General features: G+C 67.4%; 17 protein-coding genes. 7 read left to right on the forward strand and 10 right to left on the reverse strand.

Features of this window, described 5'->3' with window-relative positions; all coding sequences use genetic code 11:
- The first annotated feature begins 2 nt into the window (after nt 1-2).
- Nucleotides 3-503 (forward strand): NAD(P)H-dependent oxidoreductase, encoded by a 501-nt coding sequence (locus tag AAFF19_RS07015; protein ID WP_182121016.1) that lies wholly within the window; start codon nt 3-5, stop codon nt 501-503.
- A gap of 69 nt (nt 504-572) precedes the next feature.
- Here AAFF19_RS07015 and AAFF19_RS07020 read toward each other — a convergent pair whose 3' ends face one another.
- The gene (locus AAFF19_RS07020; RefSeq protein WP_182121017.1) at nt 573-1463 is read right to left on the reverse strand and encodes an NAD-dependent epimerase/dehydratase family protein; all 891 of its coding nucleotides are present in this window, start codon (nt 1461-1463) and stop codon (nt 573-575) included.
- Between the two features lie 80 nt (nt 1464-1543).
- Nucleotides 1544-3922 carry a PAS-domain containing protein gene (locus AAFF19_RS07025; RefSeq protein WP_342721573.1) on the reverse strand — a complete coding sequence of 793 codons (2379 nt, stop codon included), beginning with the start codon at nt 3920-3922 and terminating at the stop codon, nt 1544-1546.
- A 285-nt stretch (nt 3923-4207) separates the two neighbouring features.
- On the opposite strand from AAFF19_RS07025, the gene AAFF19_RS07030 reads away from it, so the two are divergent.
- From AAFF19_RS07030 to arsA, 3 genes are all read left to right on the forward strand, one after another.
- Nucleotides 4208-5104 (forward strand): dienelactone hydrolase family protein, encoded by an 897-nt coding sequence (locus AAFF19_RS07030; RefSeq protein ID WP_342721574.1) that lies wholly within the window; start codon nt 4208-4210, stop codon nt 5102-5104.
- Between the two features lie 133 nt (nt 5105-5237).
- Nucleotides 5238-6059, forward strand: a complete 822-nt coding sequence (locus tag AAFF19_RS07035; protein ID WP_182121020.1) for a ZIP family metal transporter — start codon at nt 5238-5240, stop codon at nt 6057-6059.
- A gap of 50 nt (nt 6060-6109) precedes the next feature.
- Complete coding sequence (gene arsA / locus AAFF19_RS07040) at nt 6110-7927, forward strand: arsenical pump-driving ATPase (RefSeq protein WP_342721575.1); 1818 nt, start codon at nt 6110-6112, stop codon at nt 7925-7927.
- Nucleotides 7928-7992: 65 nt separating this feature from the next.
- Here arsA and AAFF19_RS07045 read toward each other — a convergent pair whose 3' ends face one another.
- Nucleotides 7993-8751, reverse strand: a complete 759-nt coding sequence (locus AAFF19_RS07045) for a LytTR family DNA-binding domain-containing protein (protein WP_008904097.1) — start codon at nt 8749-8751, stop codon at nt 7993-7995.
- The gene (locus AAFF19_RS07050) at nt 8732-10009 is read right to left on the reverse strand and encodes a histidine kinase (RefSeq protein WP_342721576.1); all 1278 of its coding nucleotides are present in this window, start codon (nt 10007-10009) and stop codon (nt 8732-8734) included. Before AAFF19_RS07050 ends, AAFF19_RS07045 begins: the two co-directional genes overlap by 20 nt.
- A gap of 52 nt (nt 10010-10061) precedes the next feature.
- Here AAFF19_RS07050 and argH point away from each other — a divergent pair, with 52 nt between their 5' ends.
- The 3 genes from argH to AAFF19_RS07065 all read left to right on the forward strand — a co-directional run bounded on the left by argH (nt 10062) and on the right by AAFF19_RS07065 (nt 13541).
- Nucleotides 10062-11549 carry an argininosuccinate lyase gene (gene argH / locus AAFF19_RS07055; RefSeq protein ID WP_342721577.1) on the forward strand — a complete coding sequence of 496 codons (1488 nt, stop codon included), beginning with the start codon at nt 10062-10064 and terminating at the stop codon, nt 11547-11549.
- 62 nt (nt 11550-11611) lie between these two features.
- Nucleotides 11612-12601, forward strand: coding sequence for a Bug family tripartite tricarboxylate transporter substrate binding protein (locus AAFF19_RS07060; RefSeq protein ID WP_182121025.1), 990 nt, complete (start codon nt 11612-11614; stop codon nt 12599-12601).
- 151 nt (nt 12602-12752) lie between these two features.
- On the forward strand, nt 12753-13541 hold the full coding sequence (locus AAFF19_RS07065; RefSeq protein WP_342721578.1) for an SGNH/GDSL hydrolase family protein: 789 nt from the start codon (nt 12753-12755) through the stop codon (nt 13539-13541).
- A gap of 42 nt (nt 13542-13583) precedes the next feature.
- On the opposite strand, the gene AAFF19_RS07070 is transcribed toward AAFF19_RS07065, so the two are convergent.
- From AAFF19_RS07070 to AAFF19_RS07095, 6 genes are all read right to left on the reverse strand, one after another.
- The gene (locus tag AAFF19_RS07070) at nt 13584-14825 is read right to left on the reverse strand and encodes an OpgC domain-containing protein (RefSeq protein WP_182121027.1); all 1242 of its coding nucleotides are present in this window, start codon (nt 14823-14825) and stop codon (nt 13584-13586) included.
- Nucleotides 14826-15108: 283 nt separating this feature from the next.
- On the reverse strand, nt 15109-15717 hold the full coding sequence (locus tag AAFF19_RS07075; RefSeq protein ID WP_008904091.1) for a hypothetical protein: 609 nt from the start codon (nt 15715-15717) through the stop codon (nt 15109-15111).
- Between the two features lie 57 nt (nt 15718-15774).
- Nucleotides 15775-17892: a catalase gene (locus tag AAFF19_RS07080; RefSeq protein ID WP_182121028.1), complete on the reverse strand. Its 2118-nt coding sequence runs from the start codon at nt 17890-17892 to the stop codon at nt 15775-15777.
- Between the two features lie 245 nt (nt 17893-18137).
- On the reverse strand, nt 18138-19178 hold the full coding sequence (locus AAFF19_RS07085; protein ID WP_342721579.1) for a cytochrome c: 1041 nt from the start codon (nt 19176-19178) through the stop codon (nt 18138-18140).
- Nucleotides 19179-19533: 355 nt separating this feature from the next.
- Nucleotides 19534-20499, reverse strand: coding sequence for an IS30 family transposase (locus AAFF19_RS07090; RefSeq protein ID WP_342721581.1), 966 nt, complete (start codon nt 20497-20499; stop codon nt 19534-19536).
- Nucleotides 20500-20641: 142 nt separating this feature from the next.
- On the reverse strand, nt 20642-21553 hold the full coding sequence (locus AAFF19_RS07095; RefSeq protein ID WP_182119401.1) for a LysR family transcriptional regulator: 912 nt from the start codon (nt 21551-21553) through the stop codon (nt 20642-20644).
- Nucleotides 21554-21778 lie beyond the last annotated feature (225 nt).

Here is a 21778-nt window from a genome sequence, read left to right on the forward strand (position 1 = left end):
CCATGGGTGCGGCCAAGACCCTGCTGATCGTTTACCACTCGCTCACGGGTGGCACGCGGCAGATGGCCGAGGCAGCGCGCGCGGGTGCCGTGGCCGAGACGGGCTGTGCGGTGCGCCTGCTGCACGCCGCGCAGGCCGGGCCTGCCGATGTGCTGGCGGCCGATGGCTATGTGTTTGCCACGCCCGAGAACCTGGCCGCGATGAGCGGGCAGCTCAAGGACTTTTTTGACCGCAGCTATTACCCGGTGCTCGACCAGGTCAACGGCCGCCCCTATGCCAGCCTGGTGTGCGCGGGCAGCGACGGCAGCAACGCCGCGCGGCAGATTGCGCGCATTGCCACCGGCTGGCGGCTGAAGGCTGTGGCCGAGCCGCTGATTGTGTGCACCCACGCGCAAACGCCCGAGGCCATTCTGGCGTCCAAGCAGATCGGCGAAGCAGACCTGGCGCAATGCCGGGCGCTGGGCGAGGCGATGGCGGCCGGGCTGGTTCTGGGGGTGTTTTAGTTGCTACTAAAGTAATAGCTGCTTGCGCTTTACCATCAAGCGCTGGAGGCCAATTTGGCCTGAAAAATGTCAGCGCCAGGCCGTGGCCACCAGCTGGCTGTAGTGCACGCCCTTGCGGCCCAGCAGTTGCTCGAACACCGCCGGGTTGCCCACGTTGTCGCTGCCCAGCATGGCCAGGGTTTCGCTGCACCAGGGCGATTGCGGCACGGCGTCGCCCAGGCGCGCGCTCAGAGTGGTGATGGGGCCTGGCAGGCGCAGCACGGTGGCGGGGCGGTGGCCCAGCTGCTGGCGCAGGCTGGCGATGAAGGCGCCCATGGGCAGTGCTTCGGGGCCGGTGCAGTCGATGACACCGGTCTGGTTCAGCGCGGGGCCCAGCAGGGCGACCACGGCGGCGGCCAGGTCGTGCACCGACACGGGTTGCACGCGGGCGTCCAGCACCGGGCCTGGGAACAGCGCCACCGGCAGGCGCGCCAGGTTCATGAACAGGGCGCTGCTGTCGCCGCCTTTGCCGTACACCACGCTGGGGCGCAGGATGGCCGGGCGCAGCTTGCCTTGCGCTGCCAGATTTTTCAGGTGCGCCTCGGCCGCCAGCTTGGTCTGTGCGTAGCGGGTGCTGCTGCCCTCAATGCCCAGTGCCGAGATGTGCACCACGCGCTGCACGCCCACCTGGGCGCAGGCGTCGAACAGGGCGATGGGCGTATCGCGGTGCACGGCGTCGATGGGGCGCGCGCGCGTGTCGCGCAGCACGCCCACGGCGTTGACCACGGCGTCGATGCCCGCCAGGCGCGGCAGCCAGGCGGCGGCCGTGGTGTCGTGGGCGAAATCCATGGGCACCTGGCCGGGTAGCAGCGTGCGCTGTCGCGGCGAGACGCCGCCGTGCACGGTGTGGCCCGCGCGCTGCAGTGCCGCTTGCAGGGTGTGGCCAATAAAGCCGGTGGAGCCGGTCAGCAGGATGTTCATGCGCAAATGCCTTGTGAAGTTGCAGTACCGGGCAGACGCAGGGCCCACTCAGGGCGCACTCAGGGCGCACTCAAGCGCAATCAGGGCTCCGGGTCAAAGACCTCAAAGCGGTTGCGCCCGCCGGATTTGGCGCGGTACAGGGCTGCGTCGGCCGCCTGCACCAGTGTGTCAGAGGCCGCGTCTGCACGCGGCACCATGCTGGCAATGCCCATGCTGAACGTGATGACAGGTGCCGTGGGCGAGTGAGCGTGCGTCAGCGCCGCTTCGCGCAGGCTCTGCATGCAGCGCTGCGCCACGGCCACGGCCGCCGCCCGCCCCACGTCGGGCAGCAGCAGCACAAATTCCTCGCCGCCAAAGCGGGCGGCCACCTCGTCGGCGCGGCGGGTGCAAGCCTGCAGCAGCTGGGCCACGCGGCGCAGGCATTCGTCGCCTGCCAGGTGCCCGTAGTGGTCGTTGTAGAGCTTGAAGTGGTCGATGTCGATCAGGATCACGCACAGGGGCATGTGGTGCCGCCCGCACCGCAGCCACTCGGTGGCCAGGCGGTCGTCAAAGCGGCGCCGGTTGCCGATGCCCGTGAGGCCGTCGGTGGCCGAGAGCATGGCCAGTTTGGCGTTGGCGGCCTCCAGCTCCTGCTCCTTGCGCACCAGCTGGGTCACGTCGGTGCGCACCCCGGCAGTGCCGCCCTGCGGTGTGCGCCGCTCGTACGCCTGCACCCAGCGGCCCTCGGGCAGGCGCTGCAGCATGGCCTGCCGGGCTTCGCTGTGCGCGGCCATGCGTTCGGCAAGCCAGGCCTCTTCGTTGCCGATGGCGTCCAGATACTGCCCGCGCTCCACGCCGTAGCGCGTGATCTCTTCAAAGGTGCTGCCCGGCACCATCATGGGCGCCGAGATGGGGTACAGGAGCTTGTACTGGGCGTTACAGATGACCAGCCTGTCGTCGGCGTCAAACAGCGCAAAGCCCTCGGGCAGGGCCTCCACCGCGTCCTGCAGCAACTGGCGCGCCTGCTGGGCCGCGAGCTGTGCGGCTTCCAGGGCCTCGCGCTGCTCGATGAGGTCGGTGATGTCCAGCCGCACCGCCACCACGTAGTTCTCGGGGGTGCGGGTTTCATAAATGTTGATCCAGCGCCCGTCGGCCAGCCGCTGCACCAGGTTGGACTTGCGGTTGCCGTGCTCGGCCATGCGCTCGGCGATCCAGGCCTCCTCCCGTCCGTGGGCAGAGGGGATCAGACCCCGGTCCACCGAGTAGCGCAGGATGTCCACAAACTGCCGGCCCAGGTGCTCTGCGTAGTTCATGTGCGGGTACATGCGCGACAGCTGCTGGTTGTAGAGCACCAGCCGGTCCTGGTCGTCGAAGATCTCGATGCTGACGGGCAGCGCCTCGACCGCGCGTTCCAGCAGCTGCCACACGCGCTGGCTCTCCTGGCGGGCGGCTTCGAGCTTCTGGCGCTGCTCCATCAGGTCGCTGATGTCCAGCCGCACACACACCGTCATGCCCGAGGGCGTACGGCGTTCGTGCATGTGCATCCAGACGCCGTTGGGGTAGTAGCGGATTTCCGGGCCCGAGCGGTGGCCGCGCAGGGCCATCTCGTGCGCCAGCCACAGCTCTTCCTGGCCTTGCGCCACTTCCGGGATGCCGTGGCGCAGCCCGTCGCGCAAAAGCTCTTCGTAGGTTTTGCCCAGCGACTCGTTCACCGGCAGGTGCGGGCGCCAGCGGGTCATCTGGTCGTTGCACAGCACCAGCCGGTCGTTTTCATCGTAGATATCCAGCCCGGCCGGCATGGCGTTGACGGCCTCGCGCAGCCTGCGTTCGGCGCTTTCGGCGCTTTGCAGCGCCTGTTCGAGCGCGCGCTCGCGGTGCACGGTGTCGGTGATGTCGGTGCGCAGGATGACGACTCCGCCGCCCTCCAGGGCGCGTTCTGTCAGCCGCATCCAGCGGTCGCCGTGCACCTGCTGCACCTGGGGGCCGGAAGGCGCGCGGTGGCGGGCCATGCGGCTGGCAAGCCAGGCGTCAATGCCCTGCTCGGCGTCGACGATCTCACCCGTGCCGGCGATGCGCCGCAGCACGTCCTCGAACGGAGTGCCGTACTCCAGGGGCAGGGTGATGCCGGGGGCCACCTCGCGGTAGCGGGCGTTGCACAGCTCCAGGCGGTCGTCTGCGTCGTACACCGCCAGCCCGTCGGGCAGGATGTCGAGCGTGGCCGAAAGCCGGGCCTGCGCATGGGCGGCCGCCTGCTGCGCCGCCTGGGCCGTTGTCTGCAGGCGCCGTGTGCGCTGCAGCAGTCGCCAGTGCAGGGCTGCCAGCGCGCCCAGCAGCAGCCCGGCTGCCGCCAGCCCGGCGCGCCCCGTGCCATTGAGGCCTGGCCCCGCCAGCGCCCACACGGCCAGGCCCAGTGCGCCCGCCGCGCCCACGGCCACCCCCAGCAGGGCCAGGAAGTCTTCGCGCGAAGAGGCAGCGGGCATGGCGGGCGGGTTCCAGTCGGGGCGGTGCAAAGAGGGTGCAGGCGGGTGGCGAAAGGGCGGCGCAACGCGGGTTGGGCGCAGGGTCCGGCCGGGGGCAAGAGGTACACAGAAAGTCTAGCAGCGCTCCCCCGGTTGCGGTACCTGCGGATGCGGGCGATTGCACGGGTTCTTCGGCCAATGGCGCGGGGGCTGTCAAGGTGCGGGATTTGCCCGATGATGGCGGCTCGCCGGAATGCCCCGGCGCACCCCTTCACAGGTTCCCCTGTTCCATTTCTGGAGAAACCGATGCTCTCTGAAGACCTCCACGCCGACGCCCGCGCGCTGTTGCCCGGGCGCACCACCGAATCCGGCGCCACCCGCCGCACCGCCCTGCAGGCTGCGCTGGGCCTCGGCTATGCGGCCGCGGCGGCGCCCATCATGGCGCAGACGGCCATTGCCACGCCCAGCGATGGCCTCACGGTCGGGACGGTGAGCTTCACGGTCAATGGCTTCAATGTGCCGGCGTACCGGGCTGCGCCAGCGGGCAAGACGGGCCTGCCGGTGGTGCTGGTGATCCAGGAGATCTTTGGCGTGCACGAATACATTGCCGACACCTGCCGCCGCTTTGCCAAGGCGGGCTACCTGGCGATTGCGCCCCAGATGTACGCGCGCCAGGGTGATCCGGCGCAATACACCGAAGTCGCCAAGCTGATGGCCGAGGTGGTCTCCAAGGTGCCTGATGCGCAGGTGATGGCCGATCTGGACGGGGCCGTGCAGTGGGCCACGGCCAATGGCGGTGATGCGGCGCGCATCGGCATCACGGGGTTTTGCTGGGGTGGCCGCATCACGTGGCTGTATGCCGCCCATGGCCCGGTGAAGGCCGGTGTGGCCTGGTATGGCCGGCTGGTGGGCCAGGCCAGCGACCTCACGCCCAAGCACCCCGTGGAGATCGCCCCCATCCTCAAGGCGCCGGTGCTGGGCCTGTATGGCGAAAAAGACACCGGCATCCCCCTTGACACGGTTGATAAGATGAAAGCGGCTCTGGCCAGTGGCTCGCCACAGGCCAGGGCTTCGGAATTTGTGGTGTACCCCGACGCGCCCCATGCCTTCCACGCCGACTACCGCGCCAGCTACCGCAAGGAAGCCGCCGATGATGGCTGGAAGCGGGCGCTGGCCTGGTTCAGCAAGCACGGCGTGGCCTGATGGCCTGACCGCTGGAGCCGCAGGCCTCCCGCAGCCGCCCCCGCCCGGGGGCGGCTTTTTTTACCCTCGCGTCTGCGGTGCGAGTTTTGAACGAAAATAGGCCTCAGGGCTTATCTATAAAGCGCAAGAAGCTATGACTTTGGTAGCAATCATCCTGGCCACACTGGCTGCGGGCATCGGCAGCGTGTGGCTGGCCGCGTTGTTGATGCGGCTGGGCCTGGGCGGCCGCACCGACAGCGTGGGGCCCCAGCATCTGCTGAGCCTGGCCGCAGGGGCGCTGCTGGCCACGGCGTTCATGCATCTGCTGCCCGAGGCCTTTGAAAGCCAGGCGGGCGCGCACGACCTGTTTGCCACGCTGTTGGTGGGCGTGGTGTTCTTCTTTCTGCTCGACAAGGCCGAGCTGTGGCACCACGGGCACGAACACAGCCAACCGCAGCCGCACCACCACGATCACCACGATCACGATGCCCATCACGGCCACGCACACCACCACCATGGGGCGCGGTCGGGCGGCTGGGCCCTGCTCACCGGCGACAGCGTGCATTGTTTTGGCGATGGCATCCTCATCGCCTCGGCCTTCATGGCCGACATCCGCCTGGGGGTGATCGCTGCGGTATCCGTGCTGGCGCACGAGGTGCCGCACCACATGGGCGATCTGGTGGTGCTGCGCCAGACCAGCCCCAACCGCCGCATGGCGCTGGTCAAGGTGTCGCTGGCGGGCGCGGTGACGGCCCTGGGCGGTCTGGTGGGCTATTTCCTGGTGGGCCAGCTGCACGACTTCTTGCCGTATTTCCTGGCGGTGGCGTCCAGCAGCTTCATTTATGTGGCGTTGGCCGACCTGATTCCCCAGCTGCAAAAACGCCTGACGGCCCGCGAAACGGTGTCACAGATTGCGTGGCTGATTGCCGGCATGGTCATCGTCACCCTGGTGAGTGGCGCGGCGCACGCACATTGAGGTCTTGACGTAGCTCAAGCCGGCGCAACGCGCTTGTGCCAAGCTGGGGCATGACCGACCTTCACGCCAGCACCGTCACCCTGGGCCTGCTTGCCCAGCCCACGCGTTTCCTGTTTTTCACCGGCAAGGGCGGCGTGGGCAAGACCTCGCTGTCCACGGCTGCAGCCATTGCCCTGGCCGATGCCGGGCGGCAGGTGCTGCTGGTCAGCACCGATGCGGCCTCCAACCTCGATGAAATGCTGGGCGTGCCGCTGTCCAACCAGCCCGTGGCCGTGCCCGGGGTGCCGGGGCTGCACATGCTCAATATCGACCCCGACACCGCCGCCGAGGCCTACCGCCAGCGCGTGCTGGCGCAGCTGGAATCCACCGCCACCGCTGACGAGCGCGCGACGGTGCGCGAGCAGCTCTCGGGCGCCTGCACCACCGAGATCGCCGCGTTCGACGAATTTGCAGCGCTGCTGGCCAGCGAGGGCAGCGCCATCGGCCATGTGTTCGACCATGTGGTGTTCGACACCGCACCCACCGGCCACACGCTGCGCCTGCTGAGCCTGCCCAAGGCCTGGACCGGATTTCTGGCGGGCAATGACCGGGGCGCATCGTGCCTGGGCCCGCACTCGGGGCTCAAGATGCAGGAGGCCCGCTTCAACGCCGCCCTGGCCGCGCTGAGCGACCCGGCCCTGACCACCGTGGTGCTGGTCACCCGCCCCGACCCCCGCCCCATGCAGGAGGCCGCACGCACGGCTCTGGAGCTGCGCGCCCTGGGCCTGGCCAACCAGCGCCTGGCCATCAACGGCGTGTTCCATGCCAGCCGACCGGGGCAGGATGCCGTGGCCGACGCCATCGAAACGCTGGGCCGCCAGGCCATGGACCAGATGCCCGATGCGCTGGCGCAACTGCCGCGCGACGAGGTGCCACTGCGCGCCTTTGACACCGTGGGCTTGCCCGCGCTGCGGGCGTTGCTGGCGGGTGGCGCGGTGCCGTTGAGTGCGCCCTCAGCCGTCGTCGGCGCGTCGCTGCAGGCCGAACCCCTCTCGTCCCTGGCCGACGCGCTGGCCGCCAAGGGCCACGGCCTCATCATGGTGATGGGCAAGGGCGGTGTGGGCAAGACCACCATTGCCGCTGCGCTGGCTGTGGGCCTGGTGCAGCGCGGGCACAGTGTGCACCTCACCACCACCGATCCGGCAGCCCATGTGCAAAGCCAGCTCGACGGCAGCCTGCCGGGGCTGAAGGTGGGGCGCATCGACCCGCAGGCCGAAACCCGTGCCTACATCGACAAGATCATGGCCACACGTGGCAAGGCGCTGGACAACGCGGGCCGCGCACTGCTGCTGGAAGACCTGCAGTCGCCCTGCACCGAAGAGGTGGCCGTGTTCCACGCCTTCAGCCGCGTGGTGAACGAGGCCCGCAGCGCCTTCGTGGTGCTGGACACGGCACCCACCGGCCACAGCCTGCTGCTGATGGACGCCACCGGCGCCTACCACCGGCAGATGACGCAGCAGTACGAAGGCAGCGCCAACTCCAAACACATCATCACGCCGCTGATGCGCCTGCAGGATGCCGACATGACCCACGTGGTCATCGTCACGCTGCCCGAGGTCACGCCCGTCAGCCAGGCCGCCGCACTGCAGGACGACCTGCGCCGCGCCCACATCGAGCCCTGGGCCTGGGTGATCAACAAAAGCGTGGCGGCCACGGGCACCAGCGACCCGCTGCTGCAGGCCCGCCTGGCGGGCGAACAACAGCAGGCTGCGCGCATCGCCAGCGGCCTGGCGCAGCGCACCTACGTGCTGCCCTGGCTGGCCACCCCGCCGGTGGGGGTGGATGCGCTGGGCCAGTTGGCGGCGGCGCCCTTGTCTGTGGCGGTGTGAATGCTATTTAATTTATAGCTATTGGCGCTTTCTGGATAAGCGCCAGCGGCCAAAAAGACCAAAAATCAGCGGGCCAGTTCTTCACGCACCGCCGCCACCTGGCGGCGCGACACGGCCAGCAGCTCGGTCGATCCTTGCAGCCGCACGGCCCAGCCTTCGCCTTCCTCGGGGTCGTAGTGTTTCTCCAGCGCGCGCACGGCGCGGCGGGCCACCAGCGCGTTGCGGTGAATGCGCAGGAAGCGCGGCGCAAACTTGGCTTCCAGCTCGCTGAGCGAGCCGTCCATGATGTAGCTGCGCGTGGTGGTGCGCACCGTCACGTATTTCTGTTCGGCCTTGAAGTACAGCACCTCGGCCAGGGGCAGGCGTTCGGTGCGGCCGCGGTCCTGGATCAGCAGGGTCTCGCCCTCGGGCACGCTGGCCGCCAGCGTGGGCGCGGCGGGGCGGGTGCTGCGCTGCACCTTGGCCAGGGCCTGCTGCAGGCGTTCGCGGCGCACGGGCTTGGTGAGGTAGTCGGTGGCGTCCAGCTCGAAGGCGCTCACGGCATGGTCGGCGTGGGCCGTGACAAATACCACGGCCGGGGGCTGGGGCAGGGTCTGCAGGGTGTGGGCCAGGGCCAGGCCGTCCTGGCCGGGCATGTGGATGTCCAGCAGCACCAGGTCAAACGCGCGCCCGCCGGTGGGCCCCAGCGCCGCCATGGTTTCGCTGGCGTTGGCGGCCTCAGCCACCGTGATGCGCTGGGCGGGGTCTGCCTGCGCGCAGTCGGACAGCAGGGTGCGCAGGCGGCTGCGGGCCAGTGCTTCGTCGTCAACGATAAGGATGTTCATGGTCGGTGGGGGTGGTGTCTGCGGGAGCTGCCGGGTTCATCACAACGCCGCGGCGCGGGGTGTCGCTGCGGCGCCGGGGGTTGCCGCTGCGCTGGTCGCGGTTTCTGCCTGGGGCGGCCTGGCGGGGTTTGGCGTCGGCCGCGGGCAGGGTGATGCGCACCTGGTACAGGCCGTCCAGCACACCGGCGGTGAACTCGCCCTGCACATCGTGCAGCAGCGCCAGCCGCGCGCGTACATTGGCCAGCGCTATGCCGTGGCCTTTGGTGGTAGATGGCTCGTCGCCGTTGCCGTTCTTTCCGTCCTTGGGCGGCAGGGTGTTGGTGATGCGCACCACCACCCGACTGCCACGCAGCTCCGTCAGCACCCTGAGCTTGCCACCGTGCGCGCTGGGCTCCACGCCGTGCTTGACGGCGTTTTCCACCAGGGGTTGCAGCAGCAGGGGCGGCAGGCGCGCGGTGTCGGTGCGGGGGTCCAGGCTCCACTGCACCTGCAGGCGCTTGCCAAACCGCACCTCTTCAATGGCCAGGTAGCGGCGTGCCAGGGTGATTTCTTCCGCCAGCGTGGTCGACTCGCCCTGCTCGATCAGGGCCACGCGGAACAGGTCCGAGAGGTCTTCCAGCAGCGATTCGGCCTTGGCGGGCTCTTCGCGCACCAGTGCAATGGCGCTGTTGAGGGTGTTGAACAGAAAGTGCGGGCGGATGCGCGACTGCAGCTCGGTCAGCCTTGCCGTGGTGGCAGCGGGTGTACGGCCCCGCGCGCGCAGCACCAGCGCAGCCACCAGCATGGCCGCCAGCAGGGCGCCGGTGGCGGCACTGGCCAGCCAGGGCGCTGAAGCGGGGCGGGCGACCAGGGTCAGCATGCCGCAGGCATAGGCCCCCGCCAGCGCACCCAGCAGCACGCCCGCTGCGTACTGCTGCACCATCGACAGGCGCTGCAGGATGGTCTTCAAGCTGCAGGCCGTCACCAGCCACACCAGCGTGGCCGGCAGCGCACCCCCCGTGAGCAACGCCAGCGTGGCCAGCCATTCCACCGGGTTGCTGGCGCTGTACATGGCACCCACGCCCAGCACCAGCTCCACAAACAGCACGGCCCGCAGCACCACGCCCACCTGGCAGGCGTCAAACACCAGCGCCCGGCCGCGCGGCGGCTGGCCGCCCGGCCCCGCGCCCGCAGCAGCCCGCACGCTGCGCGCGCGCCCGTTTGGCGGGGCAGATTCTGGCGGCGGGGGCTGGGTCGATAAAATTTGCGTGTTTTGCATTGCGGCATCCGGGCAGTCCGGGTGTCTGAACCACCGGATTATTGCCCTCCTTATGTCCAAAGCCCAAGCCACCAGCGCCGACGCTGCGCCGTCCCACAACCAGCTCGACACCAAGGCCCAGGCCTGGTCGGCGCTGTTTTCCGAGCCCATGAGCGATCTGGTCAAGCGCTATACATCCAGCGTGTTCTTCGACAAGCGCCTGTGGCAGGCCGATATTACGGGCAGCCTGGCACATGCCGAGATGCTGGCCGCCCAGGGCATCATCAGCGCGGACGACCACGCCTCCATCCAGCGCGGGATGGCGCAGATCACGTCGGAAATCGAATCCGGCGCTTTCGAATGGAAGCTGGACCTGGAAGACGTGCACCTGAACATCGAGGCGCGCCTGACCCAGCTGGTGGGTGATGCCGGCAAGCGCCTGCACACCGGCCGCAGCCGCAACGACCAGGTGGCCACGGATGTGCGCCTGTGGCTGCGCGGCGAGATTGATTTGATCGGCGACCTGCTCAAAGAGCTGCAGGTGTCGCTGGTCGATGTGGCCGAGCAGAACGTCGAGGTGATCCTGCCCGGCTTCACCCACCTGCAAGTGGCCCAGCCGGTGAGCTTTGGCCACCACATGCTCGCCTATGTGGAAATGTTCAAGCGCGACGCAGAGCGCATGGCCGATGTGCGGCGCCGCACCAACGTGCTGCCCCTGGGCAGCGCGGCGCTGGCGGGAACCACTTACCCGCTGGACCGCGAGCGCGTGGCCAAGACGCTGGGCATGGTGGATGTGAACGGGTCCCCCGTGGTGTGCCAGAACAGCCTGGACGCCGTGAGCGACCGCGACTTCGCCATCGAATTCACCGCCGCCGCCAGCCTGTGCATGGTGCACGTGAGCCGCCTCTCTGAAGAACTCATCATCTGGATGAGCCAGAACTTCGGCTTCATCAAGATCGCCGACCGCTTCACCACCGGCTCGTCGATCATGCCGCAGAAAAAAAACCCCGACGTGCCCGAACTCGCGCGCGGCAAGACCGGCCGCGTGGTCGGCCACCTGATGGGCCTCATCACCCTGATGAAGGGCCAGCCCCTGGCCTACAACAAGGACAACCAGGAAGACAAGGAGCCGCTGTTCGACACGGTGGACACCCTGAAGGACACGCTGCGCATTTTTGCCGAGATGGTGGGCGGCCAGCTGAACCCCGCCACGGGCAAGAAGGAGGGCGGCATCACCGTCAACGCCCAGGCCATGGAGCAGGCCGCGCTCAAGGGCTACGCCACCGCCACCGACCTGGCCGACTACCTGGTCAAAAAGGGCCTGCCCTTCCGCGATGCCCACGAGACCGTGGCCCATGCCGTCAAGGCAGCCACGTCGCACGCGTGTGACCTGTCGGAGCTGCCCCTGGCCGTGCTGCAGGGCTTTCACCCGCAGATCGAGAAGGACGTGTATGAGTGCCTGAGCCTGCGCGGCTCGCTCAACGCCCGCAACACGCTGGGCGGCACGGCCCCCGCGCAGGTGCGTGCCCAGCTGGCGCGCCACCGCGCGCGGCTGGCCTGAACCGGCGCTCTTCACTTAAGCTCACAACGTACATCACCACCACCATCCCCCGGAGCCTTGCCATGACGACTTCCCGCCGCCACCTGCTGTCCCGCCTTCTGCGCACGGCCGCTTTCCTGGGGGCCGCACTCACCGTGGGGGTGGCGGCTGCCCAGTCGGCCAAGCCCGTCCGCATCCTGGTGGGGTTCCCTGCGGGCGGCGGCTCGGACGCGATTGCGCGCGCGCTGGCCGACAAGCTCAAGGACCAGCTCGGCGTGCCCGTGGTGGTTGAAAACCGCCCCGGTGCCGGGGGGCAGATCGCAGCGCAGGCGCTCAAGGCGGCCGCGCCCGATGGCACCACGCTGTTCCTCACGCACGACCACACCATCTCCATCCTGCCCCAGGTGGTCAAGAACCCCGGGTTCGATCCCGTGCGGGACTTTGTGCCCGTGGGCGGCTTTGCCACGTTTGTGAACGCGTTTGCAGTGTCCGGCGGCACGCCTGCTAACACATTCACCGAGTACGTGAACTGGGTCAAGACAGCGGGCAGCGGCAAGGGAGCGGTCGGCATTCCCGCACCGGCTTCCACGCCGGAATTTTTGGTCAAGCTGATCGGGCAGAAGTACCAGCTCGACCTGGTGTCGGCACCCTACCGGGGCAGCGCGCCCATGATCGCCGACATGCTGGGCAACCAGATCAATGCGGGCGTGGCCTCGGTGCAGGATTTCATCGAGAACCACAAGGCCGGCAAGCTGCGTGTGGTGGGCGTGCTCGGCACCAAGCGCCAGGCCGCCATGCCCGATGTGCCCACCTTTGACGAGATGGGCCTCAAGGGCTTTGAAGACCTGCCGTATTACGGCATCTACGCCCCCACCGGCACGCCGCAGAAGTTCATCACCGAGTTTTCCATTGCCCTGTCCAAGGTGGTGGCCATGCCCGACGTGCGCGACCAGCTCACGGCCATGGGCCTCACCGTGGGCTACATGACGCCCCAGCAGCTGGCCACCCGCCAGGCCGACTACACCAAGGCCTGGACGCGCATCATCCAGACCAGCGGCTTCGTGGCGCAGTAAGCCAAGGGGTTTTGAGCCACTGGGCGGGCCCCGTGCCGGTCGCAACCGGCATGGCAAACCGTCGCAGATGTAAAAGATGTGCTGCAGGGGCTGAACTTGCACACAATGGGGTCCTCTGTAGTTGATGGCCCCCTTTGCCTCTGCCCAGCCCATGTACCTGCACCGCACCCCTGCAGCCCGCCTTGGTGCCCTGGCCCGGCGCCTTGCGCTGTCGGGCCTTCTGGCGGCTTCCATCAGCGCGCCCGCGCAGACGGCCTTGCCCGCGGGTTTTTCGCGCTGGCAGGCCAGCATGGATGCGTTTGCCGCGGCCGACCGGCTGCGCCAGCCCCAGCCGGGTGGCGTGCTGTTTGTGGGCAGCTCCAGCATCCGCATGTGGGCCCATCTGTCGCAGGACTTCCAGTCGATGCCCGTGGTCATCAACCGCGGGTTTGGCGGCTCCACCATGGCCGACTGCCACCACCTGGTGCAGCAACTGGTGGTGCAGTACCGGCCGCGCCAGGTGATGGTGTACGCCGGCGACAACGACCTGGCCGAAGGCCGCACCCCGGCGCAGGTACTGGAGAGTTTTGAGGGCTTTGTGCGCGCCGTGCGGGCTGAGCTGCCCGGCGTGCGCATTGGCTACATCTCCATCAAGCCCAGCCCCGCGCGGGCAAACCTGCTGCCCCAGGTGGCCGAAACCAACGCCTTGCTGCGCGCCTATGTGGCCACGCTGCCCCACGCCGACTACATCGACATCTTCACCCCCATGCTGGACGCACACAACGCGCCGCGCCCGGATCTGTACGGACCCGATCTCCTGCACATGAACGCGGCGGGATACGCCGTGTGGCGCGAGGTGATCGGGCCGTACCTCTCCCCGGGTGCGGCAGCGGGCACGCCCACACTGACGGCCACCGCAACACCCCCACCCAGCGGGGCGCACACAGCAGCCGGGCGCTGAAGGCCGGGCCCTGCGCCACAGGCTTGCCGACGGGGCGCCTGCTCAGGCCGGCCGGGTGCGCGCCAGGGGCGAAGCGGGCGCCGCAGGGGCAGAGGTGCCACCGGCCTGCGCGCCCGTGGTCAGAACGGTTCCAGGCTCCGGTGCGGGTTGGGTGTCTGGTCCCGTCCGGTCATCGGGCGGGCTTTCGATCCACAACGTGATGCGGGCAACCGTGTACAGCAGGCCAAAACACAGCACCAGCAGCGGAATGTCCAGCGCCCACGGGCGGTTCTGGTCGGCGCCGAGCAGCCCCAGCACCAGCAGCACCACCACCAGATGGGCGCAAAACACGGGCAGCGATGCTGCGCCCAGCGTTTCCAGCCACCGCATGCGCGGCGTGCGCCGGGCCAGGCCCGGGCCGTAGTGCAGGGTCAGGATGACCAGCGCAAACAGGTTGATGACGCGCAGGGGCCCCAGCGACCATTTGTCGAACACCAGGTTCAGCCCCGTGTGATTGCCGAACGGGCTTTGGCCGATGCCGTGGCGCCACACCAGGCACACCAGTGCCAACCCCAGCGCAGCACGCACGGCCCAGGCCGGAAACGTGAACGCTGGCGCCTTCGGGTCATTGCGGGTGGCGCCCATCCACAGGCCCAGCATCCACAGCAGTTGCCAGCCCCAGGTGTCAAAACTGCCGGTTTCCGAATACGGCACCGGAATGGGCACCACGGCCGATACAGCCTGAAAAGCCCACTGCGACAGTCCGAACTGCGCCAGCAGCCACAGGGCCACGCTCACACCCATCACTGGCGCCCAGCCGTGGCGCCAGGCCAGCACCATCACCCAGGGGCTCGCCAGCATGAACAGGATGTACAGCGGCAGGATGTCCAGCAGCGGCGGCGAATACACCAGTAGCAGCCCGTACACCAGCGCGGTGAGCGGCTGCTCCAGGTAGTACGCCATCAGGTTGGTGGCAGCGGGCTGTTCAAAGCGCAGGCCGATGAACGCGATCACGGTGAACAGAAACAGCAGCGTGCCCGCCTGGCACGCATAGATCTTGAGCGCGCGGCGCCAGAAGGCCTGGCGCATTTCGTTCACGCCTTTGCGCCAGGCAATGCGGCCGTACACCATGCCCGCCATATAGGCCGAGAGCAACACGAAGCCCTCCGCCGCCGACACGAACCCGAAGGGCTGGCCCAGCGGGGAGGTCAATCGGGAGGGCAGGTGCGTGGCGGTCATCAGGACCAGCATCAGGCCCCGCAGTGCGTCGATCTCCCAGCGGCGGGTGGATGAGGAAGCGGGCATCGGTGGCTGTGGGTGGCAAGCGATTCAGGGGGGCGGTCGGTCGGTCTAAACGGACGCAAGGGTGCGCGCCAGCAACCACGCATCCCGATGACAGCCGCAGGGGCTGCTCCAAAAAGACTGTGGACAGCCCCCAAGGTTCCCGCGGTGGGTGCGTCCCGCACAACTAAAATCTGCATAAAAAAGGCTTACAGCGCTTGTCTGTAAAGCGCTGGAAGCTCATTTTTTGATAGTGACGCGGCGAAAAAGCCCTGTGCGCCAGCCGCGCAGGGCGCGGCTTCACGCGTTACAGCATGGTTTCGCGCTGCTGTTCGGCGCGCGATGCGCCAATGGCCGTTTCCACGTTCTTCACCTCTTCCGGGGGTGGCAGCACGGCGGGCATTCCCAGGGCCTGGATGGACAGCTCACGGCACCAGCCCTTGGTGTGGTACAGGTGGTGGTCTTCGTCTTTTTCCACGGCCTCGTGCGCGGTCTTCAGTGCCTTGCCCAGGTCGCCGGTGGCCACTTCGGCCACTTTGCCCAGCAGCTCCCAGTTGGCGTGGTCCTTGGTTTCTGCGTGCACCACGCACTCGCAGGCCACCAGTTGCGCGGCGTCGGGCGTACCGGTGCGCTGTGCCAGCTGCATGGCCTTCACCAGCGATTCGCCGATGTGTTTGACGACCTGGCGCGTGGGTGTCTGCTGGTTCGGGTCCAGCCCCAGCGTGTCGCACAGGCTGCGCACCACGTTTTGGTGCGTCAGGGTTTCCTCAAGGTACTCCTGCCACTCTTCCTTGAGGTCGGGGTTGATGGCGCAGGCGATGGCGGTGCGGTACACCTGCTCGCCGCCGAGTTCGGTTTCCATCATCTGCAGGACGAGATCGTTGAGCTGCTGGCTGTCATAGCGGGCTTTGGACATGGTGACTCCTTTGGTGAGGGGGTGAAACGGGCGTGAATAATCGGGGGATGAAGGCTTTCAGGCCAGTGTGCGGACCTTGGGTTCGCGGTCCCACTGCCGGGTCTGCGCGGCGGCAATGAAGCCCTGCGTATCCGCGGGGTCCACCACGCCGGCATCGGGCTCGATCCCGCCCGCCTGCAGGATGGCCTGCGTGCCCTTGCACGCCGCGATGGCCTTGAGATGACCGAAGGCGTCGCGGAACCAGTCCACGGCTGCGGCCTCCTTGGCCAGCTTGGCACCCATGTCAGGCGCCAGGACGGAGGCCACGGCGTCAAACACCATCGAGGGGGTGCCCTGCAACTGACCATCGGCAGGCAGCAGCGTGCCGTCCTTGAGCACGGCGCCACCCACCTTGGGCGCGACGATCTTTACCGTGGCGCCCGTCTTCTCCAGCGCCTTGCGCAAGTTGGCCACCGTGGTGCCATTGCTGCCGTCGGCCACCAGAATCCCCACGCAGCGCCCCTGCAGGGTGGGCTTCATGCGGTCGATGATGCGTGTTGCGGGGGAGGGCGGCAGGTCCTGCACCGGCTCGGCCAGCGGAGGCGGCGGTGGAAGGGCCTGCAATGCCAGCCCGTTGGCCACGCGTTGGGCCAGGTCGGCATCCACATGCACCAGCTGGCCCACCACGGCTTCGCGCACATGGAGCGTTTGCACCTTCGACAGCTCAAACACCAGGGCCGACGCCATGTGCGCCTGCTCTAGCGGGCTCTGGCTGCGGTAGAACATGCGCGCCTGGCTGTAGTGGTCGGCGAAGCTCTCCGGGCGCACGCGTCCCTTCACGCCGTCATCGGCCTGCGCAAAGTGCCGGAATCCGTGTGCCTGCGAGGCACGCGGTGTGTCGGGCTCCAGGCTGCTGGGCTCGTAGTGCACGCGGCCCTTGGGCACCTGCATCTGCATGTGGCCGTCACGCTGGTTGTTGTGAAACGGACACTTGGGCGCATTGATCGGAATCTGCGCAAAGTTGGGCCCGCCCAGGCGGGAAAGCTGCGTGTCCAGGTACGAAAACAGCCGGCCCTGCAGCAGCGGGTCGTTGCTGAAGTCGATGCCCGGTGGCACGTTGGCCGGGCAGAAAGCCACCTGCTCGGTTTCGGCAAAAAAGTTGTCGGGCCAGCGGTTGAGCACCATGCGGCCCACGGGTTGCAGGGGCACCAGTTCTTCGGGGATGAGCTTGGTCGGGTCGAGGTGGTCAAACGGAAAGCGCGCTGCGTCTTCCTCGGTGAACAGCTGCACCAGCAGTTCCCACTCGGGGAAGTCGCCCGCCTCGATGGATTCGAACAGGTCACGGCGGTGGAAGTCGTTGTCGGCCGCCTGCAGCTTCAGGGCTTCGTCCCACACGGTGGACTGGATGCCCAGCTTGGGGCGCCAGTGGAACTTGACGAACGTGCTGTCGCCCGCAGCGTTGATGAGGCGGAAGCTGTGCACGCCAAAGCCCTCCATCATGCGCAGGCTGCGCGGGAGGGTGCGGTCGCTCATGGCCCACATCACCATGTGCATGGATTCGGGCATGAGCGAGATGAAATCCCAGAACGTATCGTGCGCGCTGGCGGCCTGGGGAAAGGCGCGGTCGGGCTCCATCTTCACGGCGTGCACCAGGTCGGGGAACTTCATCGCATCCTGGATGAAGAACACCGGGATGTTGTTGCCCACCAGGTCCCAGTTGCCTTCGGGGGTGTAGAACTTGACGGCAAAGCCGCGCACATCACGCGGCGTATCCACCGAGCCTGCGCCACCGGCCACAGTGGAAAACCGGGTGAACACCGGCGTCTGCACGCCCGTTTCGGTGAGCACCTTGGCCGTGGTGTATTTCTTGAGCGAATGCGTGAGTTCAAAGAAGCCGTGGGCTGCCGACCCGCGGGCATGCACGATGCGCTCGGGAATGCGCTCGTGGTCGAAGTGGGTGATCTTCTCGCGCAGGATGAAGTCTTCCAGCAGCCCGGGGCCGCGCGGGGATGCGCGCAGCGAGTTCTGGTTGTCCGCCACCGGGATGCCTTGCTGCGTGGTCAGCACCGGGTGTTTGCCACCGGCCTGCTGCTGCAGTTCACCGGCGTTGCCGCGAAACGTGTCGGACTGGGTGGACGAAGGCGTGGCGGACGGCGATCGGGGTGCCGCGCCGCGCGATGAGGGGGTACGTGCCATGGGCGCTCCTGAGGGTTTTGGAGGGAAATCAAGTGACAAGCCGACATCGTTGGCGAGCAGCCGTTTTCACGAAGTAGGACGCGGCCGTATCAGTGCGTGGTCGCGTTCACCGACATGCGCCGACATGCGCAAAATGCACCCGCCTTGCCGCGCGCCGACCCACCCTGGCAGAACCTGCCCCCCTCCTTTCGGCGCGCTCCCCTGGGGGGCGAGGTCACGCGAGCCCGGTGCCCCCGGGCATGCCTTCACCCCGGCATGCGCAGCCCGGAGGGCACCGAGGGCACCGGCGAGGCGTTCGACCGCAGCCCCTGTGCATCTGCCGCGGCGCCAGGCGGCTCCGGGATGGTGCTGACGGCGCCTTCGCCCGGCAGTGCCCCTGCCACTTCCCCGGCACCTCCCGCCCTGGCCTGGCCCCCAGGCGCCGTCAGAAACAGATACAGCGCCCGCGCGTCCACATCGCTCAACTGCCCCAGCGATTCGAAAGGCATGACCTGGATGGGCGTGCCATCGGGCCGCTTGCCCGAGCGCAGCATCGCCACAAAGCTCTCGCTGCTGGCGTAGCGGGCCAGGGCGCTGTCCTTGCCGGGGCGCAGGTTCGAGGCCGCGGGCCAGTCCGGGGGCGCCCCCGGGATCTTGCCGCCCGACAGGTCTGCACCATGGCAGCCAATGCACATGTTGGCCACGTACTGGCCGTTGGCCAGCGTCACACCCGCAGGCACGGGGCGCGATGGCGCCAGCTGGTGGTCGATGCGCGCCGCCGCGTCGGGGATGGCGCCCAGGCCGTACAGCACCCAGGCCGGGCGCGGCAGATCGATCACGGCCTGCAGCCCTTGCTGGGGTTTGAACTGGCGCACGTACGACACCAGGGCATTGAGGTCGTCGTTGGTGAACCGGTTGTAGTCCTCACTGGGCATCACCAGCAGCGGGCGGCCGTTGGGCTTGACGCCGTGGCGGATCACGCTGTTCCAGTCTTCGGGCTGGTAGCGGGCCACCACGCCAGCGGGCGTGATGTTGGGGCCCACGATGCGCGTGCCCTTGCCGTCGTTCACAAACTCGCGCCCCGTGCCCTGCGCGCCGTGGCAGTCGGTGCAGCCGCGCGACGCATACAGGTACCGCCCGCGCTCGATGGTCTGCGCTTCGGTGGTGTAGGCCACGGGGCGGGGCTTGATGTCGATATGGCGATTGCGCTTTTGCTCGGCCAGGTACAGGCCGCTGGTGGCGGTGGCCACAACGACCAGGCCCAGCAGCAGCGTGCCGGTGGCGGTCCATTTGATCCAGCGTTTCATGGTGGTATCCCTCTTCTTCGAATGAATGGCTCTGATTTGCCGAACGAATCAGCGTGTACAGGCGCCGGATTCTGGATTCGAAGAAGCCGTTTGTGGCACCCCTGCGGCGCAGGGCGAGGCAGTGCCGGTGACATTTGTCACGGATGGGCGGCGGGGCTTGCGTTGACCGCGTGTTCAGCGATTCACGGGCCGGCCGGGGCAGGCGCCATGGTTCACAAGGGGCAGTGGTACAGGCCCTGGCAGGAGGCGGAGCACGCCAGGTCCGATTGCTTTGATTTTGATAGCTGCCAGCGCTTTACCATCAAGCGTCAGAGGCATATTGGGTCGCAGATTCAACTACAAAGTGCACCGAATTTCAGTGTAACGGACGAATCTTCAAGCCCATGAACACCTCGTGGGGAGTGCGGTAGTTGAGGCACTTGCGGGGTCGGTGGTTGAGCCGGTAGAGCGCATCGTCAACTTCGTGCTGCGAGACCCGGCGCAGGTTGGTGCACTTGGGGAAATACTGGCGTAACAGGCCATTGGTGTTCTCGTTGAGCCCACGCTCCCATGAGTGGTAGGGATGCGCGAAGTACACATCCGCCCCCAGACTGGCGGCGATGAATGCATGCTCAGCAAACTCCTTGCCATTGTCGAACGTGATCGTTTCGCACAGGTGTTTGTGAGGTCGCAGCAGTGCGATCACAGCCTCGGTCACCCCTGCGCTGTGGCGCGAGTCCAGTTGCTGCGCCAGTGTGTAGCGGGACTTGCGCTCCACCAAGGTCACCAGTACCCCTTGGTGGCCCTTGCCGACCACGGTGTCACCCTCCCAGTCACCTATGCGGCTGCGTGCGTCAACGATGGCGGGGCGCTGCTCTATGCAGAGCCGATCTTTGAGTGTGCCGCGCCGCTCTTGTCCGCTGCCGTAGCGCTTGCGTCGCACCTTCTGGCAGCGCAGGTGTTTGATCAGCTCACCGCCTTTGCGTTTGTCGTCATAGATGTGCTGGTAGATGCATTCGTGGCTGATGGTCAGCACGCCCTCCAGCCGCAGCCGTCCGCTGACCTGCTCGGGAGAGAGCTCAAGGCGCAGATAGCGGTGCACCTGGCTCCACTGCTGCGCATTGAACTGGCGTGCATTGCGCCGTGCCCTTTGGCGGGCACGGGCTCGCTCATGAGCGCGGGCGGGTTTGTAGCCTTGGGCTCCAGCGTTGCGATTGAGCTCGCGGGTGATGGTCGAGCGGCTTCGATTGAGCTGTGCGGCTATCACTGCCAAGCTTATGTTTTGACGACGCAGTGCGTGGATTTGGTATCGTTCTTCTCGGGTCAAGTGGGTATAGGTCATGGTGCAACGTTTGGGACTGGCTGGTCACAAAAATGCATCCTATGCACTCTTGGCCCAACTCGGTTTACTTGCGTTGCACTTCGTACTTGAATCCGCCGTCGCATATTTATCCATCTGCGGCAGAGTGGGCTGATGCGCTCCCTCAGCCCGTGGCTCGCCCCGCGCACTCCGCCACCAACCAGTCCCTGAACGCCTTGACCAGCGGCGTCTGCGCCCGCGCCTCCGGGTACACCAGGTAATACGCATCGGTGCTGGTCAGCACCTGGTCGGACAGCTCCACCAGGCTCCCTGCCGCCAGCTCCTGTTCGATCAAGAAGCGTGGCAGCAGCGCCGCGCCCAGGTGGGACACGGCGGCCTGCGCAATCATGGCGAAGTGCTCGGACTGCGGGCCGCGCAGGGCCAGCGCCGTGGGCGCGCCCACCCGCTCGAACCACTCAGCCCACTGGGTGGGGCGGGTGCTTTGCTGCAGCAGCACCACGCGGGCCAAATCCTGCGGCGTGCGGATGCGGTGGCGGTCCCGGTAGGTGGGGCTGCACACGGGCACGGTTTCTTCGTGCATCAGGTATTCGCACACGGCGCCCGCCCAGTGCGGCGTGCCAAAGTGGATGGCCGCGTCAAACGGCGTGCCCGCAAAGTCAAAGGGCTCGGTGCGGGCCGAGAAGTTGACCAGGGCCTCGGGGTGCAGCGCCATGAAGCCTCCCAGGCGCGGGATGAGCCAGCGGGTGCCCAGCGTGGGCAGCACGGCCAGGTTGAGCAGGCCGTCGGTGCTGGCAAACGCCATGGCCTTTTGTGTGCTGGCCGACAACTGCTGCAGCACGTTTTGCACGTCGGCCGCGTAAACGCGGCCCGCGTCGGTCAGCACCACACGCTGGCGCACGCGGTGAAAGAGGGCGGTGCCGATCTGCGCCTCCAGCTGGCGGATCTGGCGCGACACCGCGCTTTGTGTGAGGTGCAGTTCGTCGGCCGCGCGCGACACGCTCTGGTGGCGGGCGGCGGCCTCAAAGGCCAGCAGGTCGGTGGTGGACGGCAGAAAGGCGCGGCGTAGCAGGGTCATGGGCAAGTCATGCGGCGGGAGAATGAAATGCAGCGGCTGTCCATGCACCCTTTTGGAGTCTGGCGCTCAGGTATCAAGCGCTGGCAGCTATGCAATTTTCAGGGAGTTCATTCTCATTTGTGATCAAGTAGTTCCATTTTTTTGCTATCCACCCGCGGCGGTTTGGCGGATATTGGCGTACCCACCGGGGGTTTGCGCCTGCAAGCTTCTCCCCTGCTGATTTGC

Origin of the sequence: Acidovorax sp. FHTAMBA (assembly GCF_038958875.1) — a bacterium.
Lineage (GTDB): Bacteria > Pseudomonadota > Gammaproteobacteria > Burkholderiales > Burkholderiaceae_C > Acidovorax.

What these genes read in the sequence shown, in the direction of transcription:
- AAFF19_RS07085 (WP_342721579.1), bottom strand. Translation starts at nt 19,178, where the DNA reads ATGAAACGCTGGATCAAATGGACCGCCACCGGCACGCTGCTGCTGGGC.
- AAFF19_RS07050 (WP_342721576.1), bottom strand. Translation starts at nt 10,009, where the DNA reads ATGCAAAACACGCAAATTTTATCGACCCAGCCCCCGCCGCCAGAATCT.
- AAFF19_RS07020 (WP_182121017.1), bottom strand. Translation starts at nt 1,463, where the DNA reads ATGAACATCCTGCTGACCGGCTCCACCGGCTTTATTGGCCACACCCTG.
- AAFF19_RS07060 (WP_182121025.1), top strand. Translation starts at nt 11,612, where the DNA reads ATGACGACTTCCCGCCGCCACCTGCTGTCCCGCCTTCTGCGCACGGCC.
- AAFF19_RS07065 (WP_342721578.1), top strand. Translation starts at nt 12,753, where the DNA reads ATGTACCTGCACCGCACCCCTGCAGCCCGCCTTGGTGCCCTGGCCCGG.
- arsA (WP_342721575.1), top strand. Translation starts at nt 6,110, where the DNA reads ATGACCGACCTTCACGCCAGCACCGTCACCCTGGGCCTGCTTGCCCAG.
- AAFF19_RS07015 (WP_182121016.1), top strand. Translation starts at nt 3, where the DNA reads ATGGGTGCGGCCAAGACCCTGCTGATCGTTTACCACTCGCTCACGGGT.
- AAFF19_RS07035 (WP_182121020.1), top strand. Translation starts at nt 5,238, where the DNA reads ATGACTTTGGTAGCAATCATCCTGGCCACACTGGCTGCGGGCATCGGC.
- AAFF19_RS07080 (WP_182121028.1), bottom strand. Translation starts at nt 17,892, where the DNA reads ATGGCACGTACCCCCTCATCGCGCGGCGCGGCACCCCGATCGCCGTCC.
- AAFF19_RS07070 (WP_182121027.1), bottom strand. Translation starts at nt 14,825, where the DNA reads ATGCCCGCTTCCTCATCCACCCGCCGCTGGGAGATCGACGCACTGCGG.
- AAFF19_RS07090 (WP_342721581.1), bottom strand. Translation starts at nt 20,499, where the DNA reads ATGACCTATACCCACTTGACCCGAGAAGAACGATACCAAATCCACGCA.
- AAFF19_RS07075 (WP_008904091.1), bottom strand. Translation starts at nt 15,717, where the DNA reads ATGTCCAAAGCCCGCTATGACAGCCAGCAGCTCAACGATCTCGTCCTG.
- AAFF19_RS07045 (WP_008904097.1), bottom strand. Translation starts at nt 8,751, where the DNA reads ATGAACATCCTTATCGTTGACGACGAAGCACTGGCCCGCAGCCGCCTG.
- AAFF19_RS07030 (WP_342721574.1), top strand. Translation starts at nt 4,208, where the DNA reads ATGCTCTCTGAAGACCTCCACGCCGACGCCCGCGCGCTGTTGCCCGGG.
- AAFF19_RS07025 (WP_342721573.1), bottom strand. Translation starts at nt 3,922, where the DNA reads ATGCCCGCTGCCTCTTCGCGCGAAGACTTCCTGGCCCTGCTGGGGGTG.
- AAFF19_RS07095 (WP_182119401.1), bottom strand. Translation starts at nt 21,553, where the DNA reads ATGACCCTGCTACGCCGCGCCTTTCTGCCGTCCACCACCGACCTGCTG.
- argH (WP_342721577.1), top strand. Translation starts at nt 10,062, where the DNA reads ATGTCCAAAGCCCAAGCCACCAGCGCCGACGCTGCGCCGTCCCACAAC.